The sequence below is a fragment of the Methanosarcina sp. 2.H.T.1A.6 genome, from assembly GCF_000979455.1.
GTDB lineage: Archaea > Halobacteriota > Methanosarcinia > Methanosarcinales > Methanosarcinaceae > Methanosarcina.
In genome coordinates this window covers 1-24660 of sequence record NZ_JJOY01000038.1, presented here as the reverse complement: position 1 = coordinate 24660, position 24660 = coordinate 1, and the positions used below count along the sequence as shown (strand labels likewise).

Sequence of the window (24660 nt, the reverse complement as noted above, 5' to 3'; positions counted from 1 at the left end):
TGCCATTCTTTATTTCTAACGGCTTTAAGGTTTTTCACACTTGCATACCATGTATCAAACAAAACAAATTCGGGATTAAAACCACGTTCTTCGGCTTTGTCAAGCATATCGAGGAAATGGTCATTCTTTGTTTTGTCGTCTTCATCTATGTTATAATTCCTAAAATCGATAGGTATAACGGTTGTACCGTTTGCCCAACTTAAGGTGACCAGACCTATCCCCTTTACAGTACGATGATGTTTTCCACTCCACATACGATGAACAAAATCCATTTCTTTTGCGTATGTTTTATCTAATGTTGAATCATCAACAATTAAAAAGCCTTTCTTAGGCTTGAAATGATTTTTTACTTCTTCCCATAACGCTTCCGTGTCTGGAGGTTGCCTTTGAAGGCAACGAGTGAAAGAATCATGAGAAGGAGCATTAGCTACGTTTGGATAACATCTAGCGGCTTCAGTACAACTAAAAACGTTAGAACCCACAATGAGAAAATCAATGTAGCCAATGGTCGTTACACCAAGGAGAATTTATGCCCCTAACTCCGTACGTTTTTGAGGATTACTAATAGATAATTATATTTTAAATGAAATTGAATTTTCGGCATTTCAAGTGCTTAAGTCCTATTTTTATTTATTTTTATTACTTGCAAATGATTATATGAACTATGCGCTCATTTACTCAATGTTTTAAATCATATGCATACTTATAAACTTTAAATGTTTCACGAGCAGTTTTGTCCCAACTGAATTTCTTCTCTTGTTCAAAACCAAGATTAACCAATTTCTCACGCTCTGATCTATTGTTTTCTAACAAATCAATAGCATTAATGAAACTATCTTTTGAATAGGGATCAAAAAATAAAGCTGCTTTATCCGCGACCTCGGGGATTGAACTTGTGTTGCTAGCAATGACCGGACATCCCAATCCCATAGCTTCAAGCAATGGTATGCCGAATCCTTCATATAAAGAAGGATATATGAAGCAAAATGCATTTTTATATAACGATGAAAGCAGATGATCTGAACCGCTTAGATGAATTACTTTCCCAGAACATTTTATATTTTTAATGGTTTTTAATTCATTATGATCAAAGTCTCCTCCACCAAAACAGACTAAATCAAAACGATCTGAAAGCATAGTAGTATATGTTTCGAGCAACATTGAAAAATTTTTATATCTGCGTTTTCGCTCACCTACATATAATAAAAACGGTTTGGTTATTGGGTACAATTTTTTTAAATCATCACATTTAAGATATTTATCAGATTTTAGCAGCGAGTTACCATGATATATAACTTTTATTTTATTCTCTGGTACGTCATAAATGCTCATCAGATCTTTTTTGGTATTTTCTGAAACACATATTATTTGATCAGCTGTATTAATGGACTTCTTTTTAGCTTTAATTACAAACCTACTATCTATGAACTGGTCGGGATACAATTCATGAATCATATCATGCACTGTCAACACGATAGCTGATCTATTATATTTGTCCAGATCTGTTCTGTAATATGTAGGATGGTATATGTTGACATCTGACGATCGCATGTAGTTATCAAATATTATTTTGTTGGGTATTGCAAATATAAGCGCCATGTATTTTGCAGCGGGTTTTTTGTATCCCCACTTATAGCCCCAATACGAATCAAAATTTTGCTTGTGCTCTGAGAGAGCATATTCGTTAATGTTGAAACCCTGAAAAAGGCTGATATCCACATCTTCTTTCGTTGAAAGCCTTGTTATGAGCTCGTAAAAGTATCTTGATATTCCGCCATATCGCTGGAATTGAAAGACGGTGGGGTCATAGAGAATCTTCATATATTATATCTCAATAGTATCAATCTATTTTTACTCAATTGATTGAAAATGGCTTTTGCAATCATATGTTTTATTTAGAACAAATGAAAAAAGCTCTTGTATTGTCACTTAAATGAGTGGGAAATTCATTAATTAATGTTACTTTTTTATATCCAATACTAACAAGATAATTTTGTATCCATGTCACTGGATTTTTGTCCATGAACAATAAAGAATCACTCCAATAATATCCTTTCTCGTCGAACTGACCAGTTTCAAATATAAAATAGGAATTAGTTTTATTATATAATTCATGCATAATTTCATCGGCGCTTTCAAATCCATCAAAGTAAACTATGTGATGAAATACATTCAGAAAACTTATAATGTCATAATTTGGCATATTTTTAATGAAATTTGGAGTTACTTTGCAATTAACAAATGAGATATTTTTTAAATCATTCAAGTAAACGAGTGCATTTGAATATGCACAGGAAACATCGTTCATTTCGAATCCTTGAGCAAGTGTCAATTCATGTGATTCAGATAGTTTAAATACAAAGTATCCAAGTTGCGATCCAATGTCCAAATATGTATTAATACTTGAAAAGTCTACATTATTTTGTATTGCAGACACTCTATCATCAGATTTTCTTTTTTTTACATCAGACTTTAATATAATATGTTTTTTTGGGTTATATGTAGGTTGATATAGTTCAGTTAAGTTAAACAATCTAACAACATTGATAAAAACCCATGGTATTATTTTAATTAATTTTTTTATCATAGTCAAACCTCTAACTCTTTAATAATCATGTCTAATATTTTTATTGGATATGTGTTATTGCTGTTAAAATTTTGCAATGATAATACTAACATCCGGTAAAGGAATATGAATTTTAAATAATATGCAATGTCTAAATTCATTTTAAAATTTGGATTGGCATAATCGAGTAATTCAATGCTTGAGAGGTGTATTTCATCATTAATAAATTTAAATATATTCTTAAAAAGTACTTTATAATTTGGCTGACTGGCATGAGTTAACCAATCGATATAAAAGAGATATATATCAAATTCAGGATAGCTAATTTCTGAACGATCGAAATCATAAAATAAAAACGTCTCATTATCCAATAAAACATTACGATACGTAAGGTCGCCATGTATCAATGTTTTGCAAGCATAGATGTTTTCCATTGGTGGTAAATCAATATTGGATGTAATCAAGTGTTTTATGTGTACTAATTTGTCTACCCACAAAGGACAATAGTATTCAAAATATTTATCATAACTATCCAATTCATTTTGAAGGTCGAAATGTCGAATTGTACGATTAATATTGTATAATGGATTTATTTGTTTTATTATTTCGGCAAACATTTCAGAAGTAACATCTTTAATGTTTATTCCTGCCCCATTCATCAAACTCTCTGCACTTATTGTTAAACAATCATTTTTCTGTATAAAAATTGGTTTGGGGGTATTACTAAATTTTGCTAAAGTTAAGTAATTATAATTATTTACAATACCAACCGATCCCAATTCATTAGTAGAACATCGATATACAATTTTTTCAATTTCATCAATGAAAACCATTTTATCGCTACTAATTATAGTATCACAATTTTGCAAATTAATACCATATTTACCTAATATTTCTATCGAATATTTAGGCAATATCAAAATTTGTCCTATATATCGACTGTTAAACGATTTTTTACTCCGATTGATCTTTTTACACTTCACTTCAATTTTAAACCAACTAAAAATCGTGTTTAAAATCAATTCTGCTACGTTTGGAAAAAATGTTATATATACTGAAAAATAGAATTTATCATGGTGCATATCGTAGCCTTCAGTTGTTATTAAGAAATTATTACGACTCGGACCTAAGATCTAGTACTGCAATTCCAAATTACTTTCAAAAACTTGAAATTTTGAAACCCACCCTATAGTCAACGAATTTCCAAAAAAGAACCACGGGTAACATGGATTAAAACGGATTGAAGTCATCCGTGTTCATCGGTCTTTATCCGTGCTTTATTCTCAAACTTTGGAATTGATACACTAGTGATTTTTGCATTTTTAGATTGAAACTCTAATTTGACAGAAGCATACATTTTATTATGTATAAATGGGCTTCATGTTTCTGTTTTCCCCATACAGTTCAAAGTTCAATCGTGTGTCTTTTGATTTTCAAATGTTTTCATTTTTCCTAAATGTGCTGTGCCGATGCGATGCGTTTTTTGTAAGAATCTACTGTACTAATTAGTGGAATCTGTCAAATTTGGGTTGAAACACTGAATTTGCAGAAAGAGTTCATTCTTCAATCAAACTCAATGTATTTTCAGTAAATTTTACTTTTAAGCAGATTCAAGTATCGTTTTATCAAAAAAAAGCAATACTTGGTCATGTTTATCATTATCTGTTTATTTGATTTTCCATCAATTTCATCTATGATATAATAATCAGGGTGTTTTAATGGGAACACTAATTCACCAAATTTAAGATTTGCCCTATGGTCACGTTTATTAGTTGTATGTGTTGCATTTTCACCGAATCCACAATTATAAATTAAATTTACGCAGGGGAATATTGCCAACCCATGCAGTGTTACACATAATTGCCATTGATGATCCCATGTATCAATTTTATCATTGTACACATCATCATAAATTTGTCTGTATGTTCCCCCATTAATTTCAATATTCCTTATAGAAAATAATTTGGATTTTCGAATAGTAGGCCAAAATTTTATAGACGAATCGTATAAATTCCAAGCTCTCTTCCAAGTGCACCAACCCCATACTCCCATATGTTTCGAAAAACAATATGAATTACTTTTCAAGTTTTTTGTCAATATATTTGTTCCACTTATATGCATTACTCTTTTATCATCTCGGTATCTCCCCAACATTTCCTCGCAAAATCGGAAGAAAGTCGGATGCGGCAGGCAATCGTCTTCAAGAATAATCGCCTCATCAACGGTGTCGAAAACCCAGTCCAGACCACTCGATACCCGGCGTTTGCAGCCCAGATTCACATCCGAGTAATTGGTCAACACCTTGCAGTCCCAATCCACATTATCGATGATAGCACGGGCAGCAGCGCATTTCTCTGTATCATCAGGACGATTCGCACGCGGGCCGTCAGCAATAACCAGAAGTTTCGGGGGCCTGGCTTTTGCTATTTCTGCAAACACTCTTTTGGTGGTGTCTGGGCGGTTGAAGATTATGAAGGCGACTGGGGTTTTTAGCTGGAAATCGGACATTATACTCTTACCAATATTTGAAACATTCGAGTTTTTAAGTGTTAAATGAAATTATAAAAAATATACATATGTAGTATATAATAATTTTCATTCTGTCTTTTATTGAATAACTTAAATCTATACACTTGAATTATCCATTAAAAAGCGACACCGGATTTTAATATCGAGAAGGTATTCCCTCATGTGATTGGTAGTATCCAAATTTTAAAGCACTAATATCTGATAAGGGATTTAAATAGGCATCATGCGCCTTCGGTTAATTGAGGAATTGTGGTAAATTGCCTCCGTCCCTTTAACAGTTGTTAAAAATTTTAACATATTATAGACTGGAACAAGGTATCGATTTCATGTAAATAGGCCAAAACTTAAGGCAGGCTTCGGGTGCAAAATCGATAGCTTTCAGGCAAGAAAATTCCTTAACCGATGACCAATGAAAGTAAACTATTTGCGAATCCAAAGTTTGCCATCAGCTTTCAAGTGTCTTGCGAGTGTGATCTGGTCGATTGTATACAAACAATGCTATCAGGGCAAATTTCATGTTAACTCCTTGCTAATCATAATCCATAGACTTTTATCATTCCCTATCATTCTTAACCATAATGTTCAAATGCTCGAATATATTCTCTTTGCTAAACTGCATATAAAAATTTTGTATTTCCGGGATATATTTATCATAAGACTTTTGCATTCTATATACTGCGTTTTTAAATTCTTCGTAATTTTCATGTTTATATGTTATGCCAATATTATTATGAGTTACTCTTCCACCCATGAGCCCCACATCTGGAACAATTACAGGCTTTCCGAATTCCATGGCTTGTAGCATTACGCCACTCGAACTATAGTGATTTCTATAAGGGAGTGGGATAAAATTAGTCACGTTAAATAATTTTTCAATCACGACAGGGCTTTCAACAAATTTAGGAATGTTTAAAAGTTGCCCATTGTTTTCCAGCGTAATCATTTTATCTGCGAAGTAGGGACTTCGATCACTTTCGGATGTGTCCCCTGCTCGCAATATTACAAATTGTTTATCGTTTAATGCCAATTCTAAAAGAAAATCAAAGCCTTTTCGATTGAAATAACTCCCGAAAAAAAGTAATACTTCTTTTCCTTTATTATTTGATAAAAAATTATCAATTCGTGAGCATAATGATTCTGTTTCTTTATCTGTATGAATTTCATTGTAATTAAAACTTTTAGATATGTCAGGTAACCAAAACGAATTTTTTATAGCGGCATGGTTTACAAAATATTCGTCCAGCCAATATATAATATCAAAATGTTTTACTTTTTGCTTCAAGGCTATTTTAAGAATATTTCTCTTCGACCAATTATCTGAAGGATAACAATAAGGAGAAATAAAAATAGCAATCCATTTCGAGGAGTGTTTTTTAACGCCTGCTAGATTTTTTAAAATTGAGTAAGGGGAATGATTGAATTCATCGCCGGCTATAACAAAAACTAAATCCGGATTTAACTTATTTTCCATATCTATCAAATGCCTCGAATCACTCACTAAGAATGGATTCTGCGCCAAGTTGATTAGGGATATGTTGTGATTGTTTTTATATATATCACAGTTGATTATGGACACGTTTGGATTATTTTTATACACCTCAATATATGGGGAAATCTTTCCACTGGAGTTTTCGCTGTTACACCAATCGCTTCCAACATAAAGTAAGACCTCCATACCAGAATCAAGTGCCCAATCGGCAATTACATTGCAATAAACTTGTCGATGACCACCTGTGTGTGGGGAATATATTAATATTTTTTTACAATCCATGATTACACCCTTTATCACCGTTTATTTTGGCTCAGTGATTTAATATACCAATCATAAGTCTCTTAAATTCCATCTTTCAGTGATATTTGAGATTTTCATCTCAATCCATTCAACCTCGAAACATCCATCAGTTTCCTTTGCGTCCCGTCAGGCTTCGAAGTATCATATCTGATTTCTCCATCAAATCCCACAACATCTTATATCAATTTCACGAGTTCCCTGATAGAAATATCTTTTCCAACCCTATATTCACAAACCCACCCATTTATAAAAAATCGTAGTTCTCCATCAGATGTACCATGAATCCATCATCGTTCCACGTGCATGAACTCCCAACATGGGGTTCCTGTGCCCCCACAACAACTTCTTGATTACTCTTCATTTTTTCTTCATGGAACTTCCTAATCAATACAGGCATCACGTGCGAAGTTTCGAGGTCAAAATTATCATTCGGCCCGTAGAGGTTGGTCGGCATCACAGAGATAAAATTGGTCCCATACTGCTGGTTATAATGTTTACAGAGCCCTGATTCCTGCTATTTTTGCGATTGTGTAGGCTTCGTTGGTTTCTTCGAGGGGGCCGGTTAATAGATATTCTTCTTTAAAAGGCTAGGGAGCTAACTTTGGATAGATACAGGAAGAAACAAGGAAAAGAAGCTTTATTACGCCGTACCTGTAGGCTGCATGAATAACGTTCGCCTCTATCATCAAATTCTCATAGATGAATTGGGCGGAGTAGGTGCTGTTGGCAAGGATTCCCCCTACTTTTGCGGCTGCGAGGAAGACGTATTCCGGATTTTCCCGCTCGAAGAATTCATTGACTGCCTGCTGGTTTGTGAGGTCAAGTTCTTTGTGGGTACGGAAGATAAGGTTGGTGTAGCCTTTGGATTCCAGCTTTCTTTTTATAGCTGAACCGACCATGCCGCGGTGGTAGAAGAGATATATTTTGGAACTCAGATTCATATATTTCAGTCCGAATATTGATCAATTTAAACTTTTCAATGATTTTTTTGACTCCCCACAAATAAGCTGACGTTTCTCACTTATTTTGAGAATGTGCTCCATTCTGCCAGTCGGTTGTAATATTCTCATACCACCTAAGGTACTCCTTCACCTGCTCTCAAGATCGAAACGCTCCTTTGCAACATCATTCGCCTGCATACCCATCTTAGCCTCAATTCATCGTCTTAAAGCAGCTGCACGAGCCGTACTGCCATTGCTTCCGCATCCCCTTTCAGTGTGAGAATCCTGTGATTCCATCTTTGATCTGCTCGGGGATGCCGCCGACGGCGCTCGCGACTACAGGGGTACCGCAGGCTAGGGCTTCGAGAACCGTTGTCGGGAAGGTTTCGGCCCATGCAGGGTGAAGTAGATGTCGGCAGCCTGATAATACAGGCCGACTTTATTGGGGTCTTGCTGGTAGGATTTATGCGGAGGGATTAAGTATGGATATAAATTTCCTCATTACTCCAACACCTTCGATAGGATTCAAATTCATCAATTATTGAAATTACTTCCTCTATATATTTATTTGCCCCCCTCTTGATTGCCAGTTTATTCCCTGATTTGATAAGGGTTTCACGCAGATTTAAGTCATTATAAAGTTTGTTAACTAAAAAAGCAATTTCATCTTCATTTTTAGGATCAAAAAGTAATGCAGCATCTCCCAACTGTTCTTCAGCACCCTGTACTCTCGAGGCTATAACTGGGCACCCTAAAGAAAAAGCTTCTAATGGTGGTAGATTATCTGGGCCAAAAAATGTAGGAAAAACCATTGCAAACGCATTTTTATATAAGTTTATTAATTTCTCTGTTGAAACAAAACCTAAAAAATGAACTTTTTTACTTAGACCGAGTTCTTCAGCTTCTTTTTTAATGTATTTCAAATTTCCTTTATCCGAGCCCGTAAAAATTAGGTCAAAATCTAAAGAGTACTTTTCATTCAAAATCTTTAACGCAAGTAATAATCCAATATGATTTTTATGAGGCCAAAATTGAGCGGGATAAAACAGGTATTGCTTATCTATGTTAAAATTAGTAGTAACCTCAGTTTGAGATACATTTTCAGAAAGAGCAAATGTGGGGACCGGAAATGGAATTACCCTTATTCGTTCGTCTCGAATATTGTAAAATTGGATAATTTCATCTTTTCCTGCAGAGGTTCCAGTCAAAATATAGGTGGCTTTAGGTAACGTGTTTAGATAGTAATTTTCTCTATCCTCCCATCTCCAACCCGTAACACTAACCTCTGGGAAAAAAGGAGCAACACGATGAGCTAAGTCCCATAAAGTTGTAATGTAAGGTATTTTGACAGGCACATGTCCAGGAGTAATAAACCACATAATCTCGATGTTATATTTATGAATTAATTTTTCTATTTTAGTACTTAAATTGTAATTATGTATAAGATGTCTGTTATTACGGTTAATGTTAATTGAATTTACAACTTTAATTGCAAATTTTTTTAAATAAGTGCGTTTTAATGGATTAGTTTTTTCATATAATGGAATTGAAAAAATATTGGATTTTAAAGGTATGTCAATTTTTTGAGATGAAAAAAGATAAAATTCATGGTTTGATTTTGTTTCCATCAGTGCATTTAGAATCGTGGACTCAAAAGAAAATCCTCCCCCCGCTTCTGGCTTTGAATTTCCAATATATATTCCTATTTTCATAATCTCAATCTCGGGTGTTTCATCAATAGTATATTGATATTCATTTGTATTTGGTTGAGCAGATCCCAAAACTCAAAATTGCTTCCATACGTCTTCGGTTAAGTAAGGAATCATGATAAATTGCATCCATTTCCTCAACAGATGTTCAAAATTGTGATAGATCCTAGAATGAAGCAAGGTGTCGATTTTAGGTAAATCGGGCAAAATTTGAGATAGACTTCTGGTACAAAATCGATAGCCTTCAGACAAGAAAATTCCTTAACCGATGACCAATGAAATTGCTTTTATAAATCTCGAATTTGGAATAACCAATTAAGCTTCTGATCATGAAAGCAATTATAATAAATATTACGGAGTATGGACAAAACGGATTTTGGGGATTTTAAACCACCGATGACATTTCTCCAATAATCTTTTTAGGTTCTTCGTCATTTCCTATGGATAAGATGATTTTCAATTCAAGGCCACGTTGGTTTTTATGAGGTTATCCACACAAAACAACGAAGAGACTCTTTTTATTTTTTTAACCCAAGAAACGTTACTCCCCAAGTATCAAATCCAGGTTCATTTCCGCTTAACCATTCTTCACACATTATCAACCTAAAACCTGTGCTTTCCATAAAAATTTCAATTTCTGGTTTAAACAAATATCTCATAGTATGTGTTTCATTTAATGCTTCGTAATTACCGCTTTGCTTGTCTTCCACGAGTATCTCATAATTAATGTCCACTAAATTCTCATTTGGATACATTACCGGTTCTGCAATTCGAAGAAGCTTTACATTTTCATCTTCCAGCCTTTTAACTCTTACACTGGGTTTCTCACTTAAAACTGCAGGCCCATACCAGCAATCAAATATAAATAAGCCTCCATTTTTCAAATGTTTCGAAGCAGTCTCAAATGTATTTTTTAGATCTTCATTTGTTGTTTGATAGCTGATTACATGAAATAAAGAAATAACTACATCAAATTGCGTATCTAGTTTGAGATTTCTAATATCTCCTTTGAAAAAAGATAATTTGTCTTTTTCAGCTAATTTATTTGCTTCTTCTAGCATTTTTTCACTTATATCTATGCCGCAGACAGAGTATCCATATTTTGCAAAAAGTTCGTCATGTCTTCCGGTTCCGCAGCCAAGATCCAAGACCGTCTTCGAATCCGGACCATACTTCTTTATTAAATTTGACACGTATTCTACTTCCCTTGAATACTCCTTATCCTGATATAACAAATTGTAATATTTAGAGTAGCTCTCAAAAATGTTCATTTTAATTCCTCCCTTATTACTTTGATGACCTCATCCATCTGTTCCTGGGTCAAGGCAAGTCCGCTTGGTATATAAAATCCCTTTCTAGCTATTCTTTCTGCAACCGGATAACTCTCATTTTCGAACAGTCCCATTTTATGAAAAACGGGCTGTTCATGCATTGGGTAAAAAAAGGATCTTGTACCGATTTTTTTCTCATTGAGACGTGCCATTATTTCTTCGGAGTTTACTCCAATCTCATCATTTAGCACAATTCCATAAACCCAGTAGATATTATCTGCATAAGGTGTTCTTTCAAGAGGAAGCTGGATACACCCTATATTTTTTAATTTTTCTGTATAATATTTCCCCATTTCCCTTTTTTTCTTTGCAAATTCATTTAACCTTTCGAGCTGTGCCAGCCCAACTGCAGCCTGAAGGTTTGTAATTCTAAAGTTCCAGCCCATTTCTTCATGGACATATCTTCGGTTTGCCTGAAAACAAAGATTACGTAAAGACCTGCATCTTTCTGCGAGTTCTTCGTCATCAGTAACTACCATTCCCCCTTCACCTGTAGTTATATGCTTATTAGCATAGAAACTGAATGCACTTATATCCCCAAAACTGCCGCAGGGCTTTCCATTATATGTTTGCCCATGAGCTTCTGCAGCATCTTCTATGATATTCAACTCATATTTCCTGGCAAGCTTGATCACAGGGTCCATGTCTACAGGCAATCCATAAATGTGAACTACCATTATTGCTCTGGTTTTTGGAGTAATCTTTGATTCAATCTGGTTCACATCCATGTTCCATGTGCAGGAGTCGCTATCGACCAGCACAGGAGTGGCACCAGCCATTATAACTGCATTGGCGCAGGAGATTATCGTAAATGTGGGCATGATAACTTCGTCGCCTTCTTTTAGTTCCAGAGCAGCCACTGCAACATCAAGTGCTGCAGAACCATTACAAACGGCAATTCCATATCTTCTGCCCACTTTTGCTGAAAATTTCTCTTCGAATTCTTTAACGAATGGTCCTTCGCTTGAAATCCACCCTGTATCGATACATTCCATCAGATACTTTTTTTCGTTTCCATCCAAAAGCGGCTCATTTACCGGAATCATTGTGTGTCCTCTTTATATACAATTTCAGGGTCATCAATTCCTATAAATCTGGTTTTGTCTTTATCTCCCGCATAAGGTCCCTGTTTCACTTCAAACATTTCTACTTCTTCAAGGACTTTAAATCCATGCCCGCTTTTGATCAGAAGGATTACATCTCCAGATTCAAGAACCCTACTTTCAATGTAAGTTTGTTTTTCGTCATAAAAATCCACCCTCAACTTTCCTTTCCTGATAAAAAGCACTTCCTGAGTATAATGGACTTCCCTTTTCACAGGATTGTGGACGTGCGGGTCAATTAATTTACCGGCAGGGTGTTTCATGTAGGCTAACTGCTGGGAAAGATCATTGGATGTAAAAAAATGTATGCCTTCTTTATTGAAGGTGCTGGATACAATTATCGCCAGCAACTCGTTATTGTGTATAATTTCTTCGAACACATGATCACCGACATATGAAGAAATTTGTTATTTGTTTGAATTTAGGAATGACACTAAAATATAACTTCAAATTTTCACTTCAGGAATGGCTCTATAATTTCATTTTCCCAAATAATCATCAAAGACAATATAATGTTTTCCTTTAAGTTTTCACCTACTTTTTTGCCGTGAAATAAACTTATCCTTTTTCGTTGAAAACACTTTCAATCCTGTTGATGTAGAAATCTTATCAACAAGACTTTTAACCACCTCTAGACTGCTGAAAACGTACCTTTGCATGCACTTGTGACATGGCAGAATAACCTATGTTCTATTGGATGGTATTTCGAAGTATATGTGGATAGTGAGCCATTCGGATTTCAATCCCTATTTCATGTACCAGATTTTGTAAGTCTTCCTTGAAAATATGATGCCTACTTGAGTTGCTTCCACCACCATCTGCTAAAATTAAAATACTGTTTGCCTAGTTGTAATTTTCCTTATCGTATTTTTTCCCACCAGAAGGACAAGGAATCCTGAACTGCTCTCTCACGCTGGGGGATACCCCTGCCTCACGACGAAGATATCTAGGGGGCGGCAAAGCTCTCCATTCCTGTCCGCTGCCCTAGCGTGAGGAAACTTATTAAGGGTTTCAACACAACCAGTATTTTATGATTATTTTTTATTTATACTCGCAGTCTGGTCAAATCTAAATCTTTTCATAAGCGTTGGCGTCCAACTTTTATGCATCATCGTAAAACTGAATCCATTAATCTCAGCTTGATGTAATAATTCGTCCATTTCATCTCCAAAGTTGTTATTAATATATTTAGTTGGTTCGTCTTTGGGTACGTAGTATTCATAGAATTTTGGATGCTCTTTTTGTAATTCTGGTAAGTAATTGCTATAGGAATGTTTTTCAGAATTTTTCCAAAATAATTTATCTTGGGGTGCCCGACCATCAAAACCCCACATGTAAACATTCTTTGATAACGTACATGCCAATGGCAAGAGAAGTAACTGTAGCACGTTCCCTAAAGCGGGCAAATAAAAATTGTTTACAAGATCATTATGGTAATATTTATAATTGCCTACAGGTACTGGAATTAATCTATCTTCAAATGGTTTAAACTGTCTATAAACAATTGTATGGAATTGTTGGGGATAAATAAAATACGTAGTTGGTGTTTCTTGCATTCTATCATACAGATCTTTTCTGAATGTTCTTGCGTACATTGTATGCCCAAAGTGGTATATGGCATCACCTGCTACAATGAAATTTGGGTTGAGATGGTTCCATAGTTTTTTATCTTTTACAATGGTATTACATACAACCCTATAACCATCTGAAAAGTTGTACCCGATAGCTTTTTCCAGAGAGGAACCAGTCCCAAAGATGTAACATTTACTTAAATGTTGTGCCCTCAGATCATTTATGTAGTTAGTAAACTTTATTTTTGAATCCTCAATATTTGGTTTACAAGATGAGCACAAGTTGGCGAGAGATATCCACTCCCATCCATCGACTGGATTTGAACGATAATCAATATAGTATATCGACCCTCTAATACATTTTATCCAAGTTGGTAATTTATTTTTGTCACAAAAATATAATATGGGTGCACAGCTCAGTATTGCAGAATTTATGTTTTTTATTTCTAATTTCAGTTCAGGGCAGTAAAAATTAAGTCGCTTGCTCAGATTAGATATTTCGTCAGGTGTTATTTCTGGTGCTACCAAATATGCCACATTATAATGTTTGGATCTCACAATGCTATCCCAAATCAGAGAGATAACATTATATCCAAAAGCTTTAAAACCCATGGAATTTCACCATTAATTATAACATTTACTCATTCGGTACTCAACTTTATTGTTGCTCCACCATCAATAACTAAACAATGTCCTGTGATAAACGATGTGGATGCAGCTTCATCTGAGAGAAATAAAATGGCCCTTGCTATTTCGTCAGGTTTTCCAATTCTTCCCATGATATGTTTTTTAGCCAAACATTCTATTCTCTCCTCAATGTTTGAACCAACAACATGCTCTCTTTGTAACCCTGAGCGTAACATAGGTGTATCCACTGCGCCTGGAAGTACAGCATTTACACGGATATTGTCAGGCGCAAGTTCAATCGCCAGTGCTCTTGTGAATGCTGCTAATGCACCTTTACTTGCAGCATATGCAGCAATATTGGATGAAGTCGATATAGCATGAACAGAGCTTACATTGATAATTGATCCGCCTCTTTCTCTCATAAGAGAATAGGAATGTTTTATAAACAAAAATGCTGAACGAAGGTTAGTATCCATTGTTTTGTTCCATTCATCAACATTCATTTCAACAATAGGTTTACAGATCTGGACTGCTGCATTGTTGATCAGAACATCGATTCGTCCTTCATCAGACCGAATTTCATCAAATATGTGATCAACATCTGAAACTATTGATACATCACCTTTGATATAATGACCTACCCCCTCGATCTTGCTGACATCACTCCGTGAAACACCGATTACATGCCAGCCTTTTTGAGTAAACAGCTTAGCCGTTGCATTCCCAATTCCACTTGAAACACCGGATATTAAAACAACTTTTTTCATAGATCTCTACCTTTGAGTCCATTTATTAGGTTGTTTATCGCCAGTTCATTGACGCGCATTACTGCTTCATAGGTATTGGAACTGTTATGGGCGCCAAATATGCAATTATCGAAGCTCTGCAAAGGACTTTCATCTGAAAGGGGTTCATCCTCAAAAACATCAAGCGCTACACCTGCTATTTTCCCTTTCTTAAGATTCTGAACCAATGCTTTCTCATCAATGAGGGGACCACGAGCAGTATTAATAATAATGACCTGATCTTTCATATTTGAAAATTCCTGAAAAGATAGCAGATGATAATTCTCATCTGTTAGATTGCAATTAACTGAGATAATGTCTGCAGACCGTAGTAACTCATCCAGTGAAACCTGATTCATTCCTGTTTTCTGAATAAATTCCTTTGCAACTGGAAGCACATCAAACCCAACAACTTCCATACCCATAACTATAGCTCTTTCGACCACCGCACGACCTATGCTTCCAACACCAATCACACCAAGTTTTTTTCCTCTCAGGGATCTACCTTGGATCTGTGCTGTGTTCCACTCGCCAGCATGAACTCTTCGATCGATGATATGGGTTTTCCGAACTAGGGCAACGATATACCCTATAACTAAATCTGCCACCTCTTCGCTGAATACATTTGGTGTGTTGGAAACCCCAATACCACACTTTTTGGCAGCCCTGAGATCGATTGAATCGATTCCAACACCCCATTTAGAGATGAATTTTAGTCTTTCAGCGTTTTCCAAAACTTTTGCAGATAATTTATCATCTCCTGCAATGATGCCATCATATCGATCAATAATCTCTAAAAGTTCGTCTTCAGTTAATTGCTGGTTTACCTCTGGAGTCTCAATTGCAATATCGTTTATCTCAAATACGGGGCGATAGTGATCAATTGTCCTTTGAAGATGTGGACAGGAGATTAATACATTCAACTTCATGAATTATTTTCACTCTCCAAGTAGAGCAATTCAGCAATACGAAAATCGAGTTCTTCATCAATATCAATAGCTTCAAACCGATCCATCTCAAACATCAATGGTCTTTCCCCTATACGATTATGCTTGGATTCAAGGGTTTGCCGAGAAAATAAATACAAGCACGAATTTTCCTCAAATATTGGGGGAAGATCCTGTGTACGTAAAAGAATTGCAGAATTATGATTTATTGGACGGGTCAGTAAGTCCCAATATCGTGTTTGTGTTCTAGTTACTGAAAATAGAGAATCATAGATATTATTGTTGTGCAAGAATAAATTTATTGCACGAGATATAGTTTCTGCGGTTAATAGTGGATTTGTAGTATGGGTCTGGAGATAATAGTCTGCTTCCACTGATTGAATGTCGTGAAGTAAAACGTCATTCATGGGTACTGTTCCTGCTCTCAGGCGCTCTGGGCGTTCTATGACTTTTACATCAGAAAAATCCCTAGATAGACCCTCTATTATTACTGGGCTATCCGTGTCAACAACAATCTGGCTGATCTCTGGACAGGTGCTGAGAGAATTTATTATCCGGTGGTACAATGGTTTTCCAGCAAAGGAACGATAGTTTTTACCAGGAACTCTTTCACTGTTATGGCGCATTGGAACCAGCGCAACGATTTTATACTTCAAAAAAATCCTCCATTTAATTTTCTAAGCACGACTCTGGCAGGAGATCCTTCTGCTCCAACAATATTCAGAGGCAAACAAATAAGTTCATACTGTCCTTCTTTAATCTGTCCTAAGTTGAGCCCTTCTAGTATTATTACTCCTGCATTCAACAATATCTGATGAGTTTCAGAACTGTCAAAGTACATTTGCACAGATAAATAATCTATTCCCACAAGTCGTATATTCTGCTTTACAACCCATTCAGCAGCATCTTTCGATAATCCTACATAGTCTGTCCTGAATCTCTTTGAGTCTTTTTTCCAGTATTCGGAGTTGTGAGTTCGAAGGAGAAGTTTTTGTGTATCTTCAGGTAAATTTAATCTCTCTAGATCGGTAGCAGTAATTTGAGAAACGCTAGATAAATCTGCAACAACTGAAGGTCCAACCATATCTTGGATTGACAGTTTTTCAACACTATCTCCACCTTGGATATGATGAAGAGGTGCATCAATATGTGTACCTGAATGTACATCACATACCATCTTCGAATTATTTACTGGATCCCCTTTTTCAATGCTCATTATCTTTTCAATATGAAATCCAGGACTTCCGGGCCAGATTACCATCTCCGAGGATAATGGCAAAGAAATATCAAAAATCTCTCTCATTTTCCCTCCAGCCAATTCACTGAGCAATATTCTATAATCCCATCTCCCTTACCTTCTTTAGACACATCCCTTAAACTTTTTAAATTTTTTGGGTAATAAAATGCTCTTTTAAGATCTGGAGAAACCTTTTCACGTTGTGAATTTCCTCTATACGCGCCCCAGAATTGCATGAGTCTGAATATCAGAATACTTTCTGTGTTCTTGTACAGAACATTATTTCTTTTTGCGGCTATACAGTCACCTATTATGTTTATTGTTGAGAGATAAATAAAATCCAAAAATGTAAACTTTTCCTGTGGAAAAATTGCTTTTAATGCAATTGCCTCTCTGCGATATCGGTTATATATTCTGAGAGGTGTTTCTTCATGAACATGCACTATCTCTGCTTTTGAGGAGTACACAATACGATACCCCTTACCCATTGCTTTTTTTGCCCAGTGGAGATCTTCGAGACCTGTTAACTCTTCGTCGTAAGGCATTTCTTTCCAAAGGTTCTTCCTTATAGCACAATTGGCATTATTACAAAACGGACTCTCCTGATTTGAACATGATTGTTCTGGGAACCAACTTGCAAAAATCTGGTGCTCTGAGAACTGGCTCTTTTCGTTTCCTCGCTGTTTTCCATAAACCAGCGCCACAGTAGGATCATTAAATGGTTCTGTTAATTGTTCCAGCCAGTCTTTGTACATGGGCCAGCAATGTGCACTGATGAAGACCAGATATTCCCCACTTGCAGCCTTACAACCAATATTCAGAGCACGCCCGAAAGAAAATTCTTCAGGAGATATATATACAACTCTAACTGGATAACGTGATGCTATCGAAAGAGTTGCATCAGTTGAGCCTGAGTCTACAAGGATGATCTCTACATCTTTGACTGTTTGCTGAGTTATGCCTGACAGTAGGCGACCTATATGTTCTTCTTCATTGTAGCAACGTATGATAATAGAAAGCACCATACTCATCTCACGTAATAATAGAGGATTTATTGAGGTTCTTTGATGAATATGCAATGTATCTCATTATCTCTGCAATTTTTGTACTCCAGTTTATAGCCACACGATTCCAAAAAATGAATCGTTTCATCACTAGACGAATTAAAATCCTTTAAAAACAATGGATGGATTTCAATGAAAATAATCCGTGGCGATTTCTTCGAAACAAGAAGTTTATTCATTCCTCGTAGAGCTAAATACTCTGCACCTTCAATATCAATTTTTATTACTGTGGGAATTGGCAAAATTTTGTCTCTAATTGCATTGTCAATACTATTGCATGATATTGTTTTGTGTCCTTTAAATCTTCCTTTTATCTCGCATAATGATGGGGAATAGCCACCCGTACCATCTGAATATAATGATCTCGTTTCTTCGATGTCTGATACTGCCCAATCTATAACACTTATATTCTTTGCATTGTTTATACTAATATTTTTCACAAGTCGAACTCGAATTTCATCATCCGGTTCAAAGGATATAACTTTTACAACCTTTTTTGCCGCATATATAGAATATAAACCAATGTTTGACCCAATATCAAAAAATACGTCATCTTTTTGGATATAATCTAAAAATTTATCTAAAAATGATTTCTCATCCCCGAATTTTACAATTCTATATTCCTCTATAGGATCATTTATGATAAATTTGCATACAGAGTCATGATTTACCGATGAGGAACATGTATATGGATACTTGAAGCGTGGAATGCGTTGACGAATCTCGTTCCAAATGCCATTGTTAATTAAATGCTGGAAATGTGTCATTTTCTGCTCCTACTGCATATTTGGTAGTGCTACTTAATTTGTTGATATTATTTTGGAATAATCGGAGTGACTTTGACGTCTTATTTTCTCAAACCTTGGCACGGCTTGAGCCTGCCCACTCAAAAGGGATAATCGTAAATTGAGAGAGTTGCATCAGTTGAGCCTGAGTCTACAAGGATGATCTCTACATCTTTGACTGTTTGCGGAGTTATGCCTGACAGTAGGCGACCTATATGTTCTTCTTCGTTGTAGCAACGGATAATTATTGAGATTTTTGACAAGATTATTCCTCTCTATGTCTCTATTGTTTTTTGCTTTTCTTTGGTGAACTTTGTGGGAACTCGCAAACATTAAAACTATCTTGCCATCATGCAACTAAATCAGCCAATTTTCCTCCATACTCCGCAGATTATACCGTCTACATGATTGTAATTAACAGCGCTTGCGTTTTTTAATGGCACTCTTCTCCATGTAACAGACCCATAAAATCCATGCATGTCCTCAGCTTTTTTATATTTTACTTGAGTGGATTGTAACACTCCACTTAAATGATTGGATACTTTTTGGCTTAATGATATTTTAGGGGAACCTTCAGAATAATAACAGATACATTCTGCATATTGGTATTCATAATATTCTAGAAGGAATGGTTTTAATAAGGAATCGAATTTGGAAATGTTTTCTATATTATAACATCTTGCTTCATCATTCAATATCAAACCCTGATTTACTCCAAAAGGAAGAGTCATTATTAGTTCGCCCCCTTTTTTAAGTACTCTGGTCAACTCTTTTACAGCATCAAAATCTCCATTGTTATCTATTTTAGGAAGATTTTCGGCATTCACTTGAGGACTGAACAAACCAACATGTTCAATGACTGAAACAGCAATAATTTTATCAAAGGTCTCATCCTGAAATGGGAGGTTTCTAACATCTGATTGATAAAATTTTATGTTATCGTATTCTTTTTCAAAAGTATCATAATCCGTTGCATATACAGTAATTGGCAGGTTATTTAACCACTCTAGCCAAATATCATTTGATTTAGCGGATCCTACATCTAAAATAATCTGAGCATTGCCAATTTTAGATGCTGCAAAAGGATACTCAATACAGCGACTGTGTATTTTATCATGAGATCTGTGAAACAAAAAGTTCGGTTTAATAGAACCGTCCAAATTAAAGTCAAACATAGATGTCGAAACTATATTAAATGGTGAAGATTTCTTATTCTCCGGCATAATTTATACTCCTGATATATTTTTAACTTCCCAAGGTACAGGCAGTGCGATTATTCCTGGGCGTTTATCTGCATAACTTAATAATGAGGACGGTTGTGATAAAAGTTGTATTTCAAAACAAATAATTTCCTCTAGTCTTTGAAATGTCGTGGAATTTATTATGCCTGTATTAAATGTAATTGTATAATGCCCTGGTTTAAATAGCGGATGGGGCAATGTTATGATGCAATGGTATATCCCCGGATTTCGAAGTTCTAAAATAGAATTATTAAGGTCTGTATCAAATGATAGTGCAACTAATGAACCATTTCTTCTGATTTCAAAATTTACAACAGATCCTATTAATGGTTTCTGAACGACATATGTTATCTCTAATTTTACAATATCAAATACATCAAAAATGCCGCATATCTCTTCGCTTTTAGAAATCACCCGTCCTTCCAATATCTGAAGATCGATATTTTTATTTTCTCTGACATTAAATGAAACATTATCATTTCCATAGAATATTGGATTCATATATTGATCGACTACCTCGTTCACTTCTCCAATTGAAATTATATTACCCTCTGAAAGTAGCATACAGTTCCTACACAGAGACTTGATCATGTCTATTTGATGACTCACAAAAAGCACCGTCCTCCCTTCCTTTGCAACTTCGCCCATCTTCCCAAGACACTTCTTCTGAAATGCCGCATCTCCCACTGCAAGCACCTCGTCCACGAGCAAGATCTCCGGCTCTAGATGAGCCGCCACCGAGAAAGCAAGCCGCACTTGCATACCACTTGAATACCTTTTTACAGGAGTGTCCAGAAATTTCTCGACACCTGAAAACTTCACGATCTCATCAAACTTCTCGTCGATCTCTCTCTTCTTCATGCCTAGAATAGAACCGTTAAAATAGATATTCTCCCGGCCGGTAAGCTCTGGGTGGAATCCGGTCCCGACTTCAAGGAGACTTCCCACCCGGCCGCGCATGGTAATCTCGCCCTCTGTAGGATATGTTATACGAGAAAGAATCTTAAGAAGCGTGCTCTTGCCTGCACCGTTCCTACCGATGACACCAACAACTTCTCCGCGCTCGACCTTGAAATTCACATCCTTGAGCGCCCAGAAAGTATCATTTTGTCTGCGGCAGTCCTTAAGCGTCTTTAGTGGATGCCTTACAGCAGAGGTAAGGCTTTCAGAGAGAGTCTTGTAAGTCGTGTCCATACCGATACTGTACTGTTTAGAAAGGTGTTTTACCTCGATTATTGGTTCTTCCTTTTTTGACGCAATCATTTAAACCAAATCCGCAAAGTACTTCTCTGTACTCTTGAGGTAGAGTATTCCACTCACAAAAATCGTTATCGTCAGCACTGCCGAGATTGCAAGGCCGACAAACTCCACCGGAATGTGCCCGAGCAGGCATGCACGATGAGCACCTATTAAACCTGTCATAGGATTCAGGTAAAGCAACCATTGCAGGTTCTCACCCACAATATTTGCAGGGTAGATCACTGGTGATACAAACAGAAGAAGCTGGATAAAGAACGGAAGGGCGAACTTCACATCCCTGTATTTTACACAGATGGACGAGAGCCAGTAGCCTATGCCTGAAGCAAGCAAAAATGTCATAAAAACAATAAGCGGCAACAGGAGTATCGTAATACCAGGCATAAAATGGTAGTAGACCATCATAACTGCAAGGATACTCATAGCAATCCCATAATCAACAAGACCTGAAAGGCATGGCGCAGTCGGTATGAATATCCGCGGCATGTATACTTTTGAGAGAAGGGTGGCATTGTCAACAAGGCTGTTACTTGATTGGGAAAGAGCATTCGAAAAATAAATCCAGAGGAGAAGACCTGAGTATGAAAATATTGGGTAGGGTACTCCGTCTGAAGGCATCTGTGCAAGCCGACTGAAGATCAGGGTGAATACTATCATCGTAAAAAAAGGCTGCAACAATGCCCAGGATGCACCTATAATCGTCTGCTTGTATCTGATCTTGATTTCCCTAAGGGCAAGGAAGAAGAGAAGCTCTCTGTACTCCTTCAACTCCTGCCAGTTTATATCCAGAAGCCCGTATTTCGGGCGGATCACCAGTTCGTAGTCAGTTGCATGTTCAGTCATAGAAAACACATTTATCTTTTTTCGCTGGGGGGAAGTCTTTCCAAAACATTAATGACTATTAGCATTCTTTTAAAACAAGTTCTGGAATTTCATTTTTGATAGTTGTTAATCTTGTACTTTCGTCATTTTCTAATAAACATCTAAAATAGTTAATTGTCATTTTTAAACCTTCTTCTAATTTTTCGTCTGGTCTCCAGCCTAGTTCTTTGACTGCCAGATCAATATTCGGTTTGCGTTTTAGTGGATCATCTTCCGGCAAAGGTTTATAGATAAGTTTACTATTTGAATCAGTTAGCTCAATTACTTTCTGTGCAAGTTCTAAAATTGTGAATTCCTCAGGGTTTCCAATATTTACCGGCCCCGTTAAACCTTCACGAGAGTTCATCATACGGATTATGCCTTCAATCAAGTCGTCAACATAGCAAAAACTTCTGGTCTGTGTACCTTCTCCGTAAATGGTTATGTTTTCGCCCTTAAGTGCCTGCACAATGAAATTGCTCACCACTCTCCCGTCGTTTGGGTGCATCCTGGGGCCGTAGGTATTAAAAATTCGTACCACTTTTATATCCAGGTCATACTGGCGTTTGTAATCGAAAAAAAGTGTTTCAGCGCATCTTTTTCCTTCATCATAGCATGCCCGTGGGCCAATGGAATTTACGTTACCTCGATATTCTTCTGACTGGGGATGGACCTGTGGGTCACCATAAACTTCGGAAGTTGAAGCCTGCAAAATCTTTGCATTCAATCTCTTTGCAAGATCCAGCATATTGATTGCGCCCATTACTGAGGTTTTTGTTGTTTGAACCGGATCAAACTGATAATGGACAGGACTAGCTGGACAGGCGAGATTATAAATTTCATCTACTTCCACTGAAAGCGGAAAATTAATGTCATGGCGAATGACCTCAAAATAAGGATTGTTCATGAGGTGAACAATATTTCTTTTTTTGCCAGTGAAAAAATTATCTACACATATAACTTCATGCCCTTCACTTAATAGGCGTTCACATAGATGTGACCCTAAAAATCCAGCTCCTCCTGTGACTAAAATTTGTTTTCTCATATAATTCCTTCTTGTTGTGTTATAATTTAGACTGAATATACCACTCATAAGTTCGTTCAATCCCTTTCTTCAAAGAAATCCTGGCTTTCCACCCAAGGCCATTCAGTTTTGTAACGTCCATTAGTTTTCTTGGAGTCCCGTCTGGCTTTGAAGTATCATAATTAATCTTCCCTTCAAACCCTACAACCTCTTTTATCAGTTCCACGAGTTCATTGATTGTAACATCCTCTCCAACCCCGATATTCACAAACTCGCCTATTTCAGAAAAATCATAATTTTCCATCAAATACACACATGCATCTGCCATATCGTCCACATGCATGAACTCCCTTAGAGGCTTTCCCGTACCCCACACAACAACTTCAGGTTCATTATTCGATCTGGCTTCATGGAATTTCCTTATCAATGCAGGCATCACATGCGAAGTTTCCAGATCAAAATTATCATTAGGTCCGTAGAGGTTGGTCGGCATTACCGAGATGAAGTTGGTCCCGTACTGCTGGTTGTAGTGCTTGCAGAGCCTGATTCCTGCTATCTTGGCTATTGCATAGGCTTCGTTGGTTTCTTCGAGGGTTCCGGTTAATAGATATTCTTCTTTGAGAGGCTGTGGAGCTAACTTTGGATAGATACAGGAAGAACCAAGGAAAAGTAGCTTTTTTACTCCGTACCTGTAGGCTGCATGAATTACATTTGCCTCTATCATCAAATTCTCATAGATGAATTGAGCTGGGTAGGTGCTGTTGGCAAGGATTCCCCCTACTTTTGCGGCTGCGAGGAAGACGTATTCCGGATTTTCCCGCTCGAAGAATTCATTGACTGAATGCTGGTTAGTAAGGTCGAGTTCTTTGTGGGTGCGGAAGAGCAGGTTGGTGTAACCTTTTGATTCAAGTTTTCTTTTCAGGGCTGAACCTACAAGGCCGCGATGACCGGCTAAGTAGATTTTTGAGTCTTTTTCCATTTTATCGCCTTTAGTTTGACAGGGGGAATTTTAGGAGAGGGTTTTGCTATTTTTGCCATTATACTTTAGCAATTTTTATAAGCTCTTCAAATTTAATTTAGGGTTTTCAGCCAGGTTTTCTTTAAGTTCCTGGCAGGCTGCTAATTTTTCAGAGGGGTAGTTTTTCAGGACTTCTTCCTCATCGGATTTAATCATTATTTTTACCAGTTCTCCCATTTTGACTTTTGGCTGCCAGCCAAGTTTTTCTCTGGCTTTTGAGGGGTCGCCGATGAGGAGTTCTACTTCAGTTGGCCTGTAATATCCAGGGTCTA

At 36.5% G+C, this 24660-nt stretch carries 27 protein-coding genes and 2 pseudogenes; all 29 read right to left on the bottom strand.

Annotated elements, in window-relative coordinates; all coding sequences use genetic code 11:
- On the bottom strand, window positions 1-482 hold a 482-nt coding region (locus tag EO98_RS10685), incomplete at its 3' end, for a transposase (protein ID WP_162198325.1).
- Between the two features lie 196 nt (window positions 483-678).
- Window positions 679-1821: a glycosyltransferase family 1 protein gene (locus EO98_RS10680; RefSeq protein ID WP_048141408.1), complete on the bottom strand. Its 1143-nt coding sequence runs from the start codon at window positions 1819-1821 to the stop codon at window positions 679-681.
- Window positions 1822-1891: 70 nt separating this feature from the next.
- Window positions 1892-2587, bottom strand: a complete 696-nt coding sequence (locus EO98_RS10675; protein ID WP_048141406.1) for a hypothetical protein — start codon at window positions 2585-2587, stop codon at window positions 1892-1894.
- A 2-nt stretch (window positions 2588-2589) separates the two neighbouring features.
- Window positions 2590-3648, bottom strand: a complete 1059-nt coding sequence (locus EO98_RS10670) for a phosphotransferase (RefSeq protein WP_048141404.1) — start codon at window positions 3646-3648, stop codon at window positions 2590-2592.
- Window positions 3649-4150: 502 nt separating this feature from the next.
- A complete protein-coding gene (locus tag EO98_RS10665; protein WP_048141402.1) occupies window positions 4151-5074 on the bottom strand; it encodes a hypothetical protein in 924 nt (307 codons plus the stop codon).
- Window positions 5075-5648: 574 nt separating this feature from the next.
- On the bottom strand, window positions 5649-6866 hold the full coding sequence (locus EO98_RS10660) for a glycosyltransferase (protein WP_048141400.1): 1218 nt from the start codon (window positions 6864-6866) through the stop codon (window positions 5649-5651).
- Window positions 6867-7131: 265 nt separating this feature from the next.
- Complete coding sequence (locus EO98_RS19420; protein ID WP_255350275.1) at window positions 7132-7341, bottom strand: NAD-dependent epimerase/dehydratase family protein; 210 nt, start codon at window positions 7339-7341, stop codon at window positions 7132-7134.
- 133 nt (window positions 7342-7474) lie between these two features.
- A complete protein-coding gene (locus EO98_RS19415; protein ID WP_255350273.1) occupies window positions 7475-7828 on the bottom strand; it encodes an NAD-dependent epimerase/dehydratase family protein in 354 nt (117 codons plus the stop codon).
- A 271-nt stretch (window positions 7829-8099) separates the two neighbouring features.
- A pseudogene (locus EO98_RS19605) lies at window positions 8100-8249 on the bottom strand (glycosyltransferase); the annotation flags it as partial.
- Window positions 8250-8304: 55 nt separating this feature from the next.
- Window positions 8305-9540 carry a glycosyltransferase family 1 protein gene (locus tag EO98_RS10650; RefSeq protein WP_048141419.1) on the bottom strand — a complete coding sequence of 412 codons (1236 nt, stop codon included), beginning with the start codon at window positions 9538-9540 and terminating at the stop codon, window positions 8305-8307.
- Window positions 9541-10055: 515 nt separating this feature from the next.
- Window positions 10056-10808 (bottom strand): class I SAM-dependent methyltransferase, encoded by a 753-nt coding sequence (locus EO98_RS10645; RefSeq protein ID WP_048141398.1) that lies wholly within the window; start codon window positions 10806-10808, stop codon window positions 10056-10058.
- Entirely contained in the window at window positions 10805-11890 is a 1086-nt protein-coding gene (locus EO98_RS10640) for a DegT/DnrJ/EryC1/StrS aminotransferase family protein (protein ID WP_200895200.1), read from the bottom strand. Before EO98_RS10640 ends, EO98_RS10645 begins: the two co-directional genes overlap by 4 nt.
- 20 nt (window positions 11891-11910) lie before the next feature.
- Window positions 11911-12351 (bottom strand): hypothetical protein, encoded by a 441-nt coding sequence (locus tag EO98_RS10635; protein WP_200895199.1) that lies wholly within the window; start codon window positions 12349-12351, stop codon window positions 11911-11913.
- Window positions 12352-12602: 251 nt separating this feature from the next.
- A pseudogene (locus EO98_RS19600) lies at window positions 12603-12680 on the bottom strand (hypothetical protein); the annotation flags it as partial.
- Complete coding sequence (locus EO98_RS19595; RefSeq protein WP_082098582.1) at window positions 12662-12805, bottom strand: hypothetical protein; 144 nt, start codon at window positions 12803-12805, stop codon at window positions 12662-12664. The gene EO98_RS19595 and the pseudogene EO98_RS19600, both read right to left, overlap by 19 nt.
- 200 nt (window positions 12806-13005) lie before the next feature.
- A complete protein-coding gene (locus tag EO98_RS10630) occupies window positions 13006-14154 on the bottom strand; it encodes a hypothetical protein (protein WP_052734542.1) in 1149 nt (382 codons plus the stop codon).
- 29 nt (window positions 14155-14183) lie between these two features.
- Window positions 14184-14936 (bottom strand): SDR family NAD(P)-dependent oxidoreductase, encoded by a 753-nt coding sequence (locus EO98_RS10625; RefSeq protein WP_048141391.1) that lies wholly within the window; start codon window positions 14934-14936, stop codon window positions 14184-14186.
- Entirely contained in the window at window positions 14933-15883 is a 951-nt protein-coding gene (locus EO98_RS10620) for a phosphoglycerate dehydrogenase (protein WP_048141388.1), read from the bottom strand. Before EO98_RS10620 ends, EO98_RS10625 begins: the two co-directional genes overlap by 4 nt.
- Entirely contained in the window at window positions 15880-16557 is a 678-nt protein-coding gene (locus EO98_RS10615; protein WP_235283663.1) for a cytidylyltransferase domain-containing protein, read from the bottom strand. The genes EO98_RS10620 and EO98_RS10615 overlap by 4 nt, the downstream gene beginning before the upstream one ends.
- Window positions 16554-17204, bottom strand: coding sequence for a cyclase family protein (locus EO98_RS10610; protein WP_048141386.1), 651 nt, complete (start codon window positions 17202-17204; stop codon window positions 16554-16556). The genes EO98_RS10615 and EO98_RS10610 overlap by 4 nt, the downstream gene beginning before the upstream one ends.
- Window positions 17201-18163, bottom strand: a complete 963-nt coding sequence (locus EO98_RS10605; protein ID WP_052734545.1) for a glycosyltransferase family A protein — start codon at window positions 18161-18163, stop codon at window positions 17201-17203. Before EO98_RS10605 ends, EO98_RS10610 begins: the two co-directional genes overlap by 4 nt.
- A gap of 26 nt (window positions 18164-18189) precedes the next feature.
- Window positions 18190-18969: an FkbM family methyltransferase gene (locus EO98_RS10600; RefSeq protein WP_048141384.1), complete on the bottom strand. Its 780-nt coding sequence runs from the start codon at window positions 18967-18969 to the stop codon at window positions 18190-18192.
- 119 nt (window positions 18970-19088) lie between these two features.
- On the bottom strand, window positions 19089-19250 hold the full coding sequence (locus EO98_RS17905; protein WP_200895198.1) for a glycosyltransferase: 162 nt from the start codon (window positions 19248-19250) through the stop codon (window positions 19089-19091).
- 99 nt (window positions 19251-19349) lie between these two features.
- Complete coding sequence (locus tag EO98_RS10595; RefSeq protein WP_048141382.1) at window positions 19350-20210, bottom strand: class I SAM-dependent methyltransferase; 861 nt, start codon at window positions 20208-20210, stop codon at window positions 19350-19352.
- Window positions 20211-20213: 3 nt separating this feature from the next.
- Window positions 20214-21491, bottom strand: a complete 1278-nt coding sequence (locus EO98_RS18760) for an ABC transporter ATP-binding protein (RefSeq protein ID WP_048141381.1) — start codon at window positions 21489-21491, stop codon at window positions 20214-20216.
- Window positions 21492-22328: an ABC transporter permease gene (locus tag EO98_RS10585; protein ID WP_048141379.1), complete on the bottom strand. Its 837-nt coding sequence runs from the start codon at window positions 22326-22328 to the stop codon at window positions 21492-21494. It lies immediately after the preceding gene.
- Between the two features lie 58 nt (window positions 22329-22386).
- Window positions 22387-23391 carry a UDP-glucuronic acid decarboxylase family protein gene (locus tag EO98_RS10580; RefSeq protein WP_082098581.1) on the bottom strand — a complete coding sequence of 335 codons (1005 nt, stop codon included), beginning with the start codon at window positions 23389-23391 and terminating at the stop codon, window positions 22387-22389.
- A 19-nt stretch (window positions 23392-23410) separates the two neighbouring features.
- Window positions 23411-24349, bottom strand: coding sequence for a GDP-L-fucose synthase (locus tag EO98_RS10575; protein ID WP_048141378.1), 939 nt, complete (start codon window positions 24347-24349; stop codon window positions 23411-23413).
- A 75-nt stretch (window positions 24350-24424) separates the two neighbouring features.
- Window positions 24425-24660, bottom strand: a 236-nt coding sequence (locus EO98_RS10570; RefSeq protein ID WP_048141377.1) for a GDP-mannose 4,6-dehydratase, incomplete at its 5' end; no start/stop codon positions are given.

What these genes read in the sequence shown, in the direction of transcription:
- EO98_RS10680 (WP_048141408.1), bottom strand. Translation starts at nt 1,821, where the DNA reads ATGAAGATTCTCTATGACCCCACCGTCTTTCAATTCCAGCGATATGGC.
- EO98_RS10675 (WP_048141406.1), bottom strand. Translation starts at nt 2,587, where the DNA reads ATGATAAAAAAATTAATTAAAATAATACCATGGGTTTTTATCAATGTT.
- EO98_RS10670 (WP_048141404.1), bottom strand. Translation starts at nt 3,648, where the DNA reads ATGCACCATGATAAATTCTATTTTTCAGTATATATAACATTTTTTCCA.
- EO98_RS10665 (WP_048141402.1), bottom strand. Translation starts at nt 5,074, where the DNA reads ATGTCCGATTTCCAGCTAAAAACCCCAGTCGCCTTCATAATCTTCAAC.
- EO98_RS10660 (WP_048141400.1), bottom strand. Translation starts at nt 6,866, where the DNA reads ATGGATTGTAAAAAAATATTAATATATTCCCCACACACAGGTGGTCAT.
- EO98_RS19420 (WP_255350275.1), bottom strand. Translation starts at nt 7,341, where the DNA reads ATGCCGACCAACCTCTACGGGCCGAATGATAATTTTGACCTCGAAACT.
- EO98_RS19415 (WP_255350273.1), bottom strand. Translation starts at nt 7,828, where the DNA reads ATGAATCTGAGTTCCAAAATATATCTCTTCTACCACCGCGGCATGGTC.
- EO98_RS10650 (WP_048141419.1), bottom strand. Translation starts at nt 9,540, where the DNA reads ATGAAAATAGGAATATATATTGGAAATTCAAAGCCAGAAGCGGGGGGA.
- EO98_RS10645 (WP_048141398.1), bottom strand. Translation starts at nt 10,808, where the DNA reads ATGAACATTTTTGAGAGCTACTCTAAATATTACAATTTGTTATATCAG.
- EO98_RS10630 (WP_052734542.1), bottom strand. Translation starts at nt 14,154, where the DNA reads ATGGGTTTTAAAGCTTTTGGATATAATGTTATCTCTCTGATTTGGGAT.
- EO98_RS10625 (WP_048141391.1), bottom strand. Translation starts at nt 14,936, where the DNA reads ATGAAAAAAGTTGTTTTAATATCCGGTGTTTCAAGTGGAATTGGGAAT.
- EO98_RS10620 (WP_048141388.1), bottom strand. Translation starts at nt 15,883, where the DNA reads ATGAAGTTGAATGTATTAATCTCCTGTCCACATCTTCAAAGGACAATT.
- EO98_RS10610 (WP_048141386.1), bottom strand. Translation starts at nt 17,204, where the DNA reads ATGAGAGAGATTTTTGATATTTCTTTGCCATTATCCTCGGAGATGGTA.
- EO98_RS10605 (WP_052734545.1), bottom strand. Translation starts at nt 18,163, where the DNA reads ATGGTGCTTTCTATTATCATACGTTGCTACAATGAAGAAGAACATATA.
- EO98_RS10600 (WP_048141384.1), bottom strand. Translation starts at nt 18,969, where the DNA reads ATGACACATTTCCAGCATTTAATTAACAATGGCATTTGGAACGAGATT.
- EO98_RS10595 (WP_048141382.1), bottom strand. Translation starts at nt 20,210, where the DNA reads ATGCCGGAGAATAAGAAATCTTCACCATTTAATATAGTTTCGACATCT.
- EO98_RS18760 (WP_048141381.1), bottom strand. Translation starts at nt 21,491, where the DNA reads ATGATTGCGTCAAAAAAGGAAGAACCAATAATCGAGGTAAAACACCTT.
- EO98_RS10585 (WP_048141379.1), bottom strand. Translation starts at nt 22,328, where the DNA reads ATGACTGAACATGCAACTGACTACGAACTGGTGATCCGCCCGAAATAC.
- EO98_RS10580 (WP_082098581.1), bottom strand. Translation starts at nt 23,391, where the DNA reads ATGAGAAAACAAATTTTAGTCACAGGAGGAGCTGGATTTTTAGGGTCA.
- EO98_RS10575 (WP_048141378.1), bottom strand. Translation starts at nt 24,349, where the DNA reads ATGGAAAAAGACTCAAAAATCTACTTAGCCGGTCATCGCGGCCTTGTA.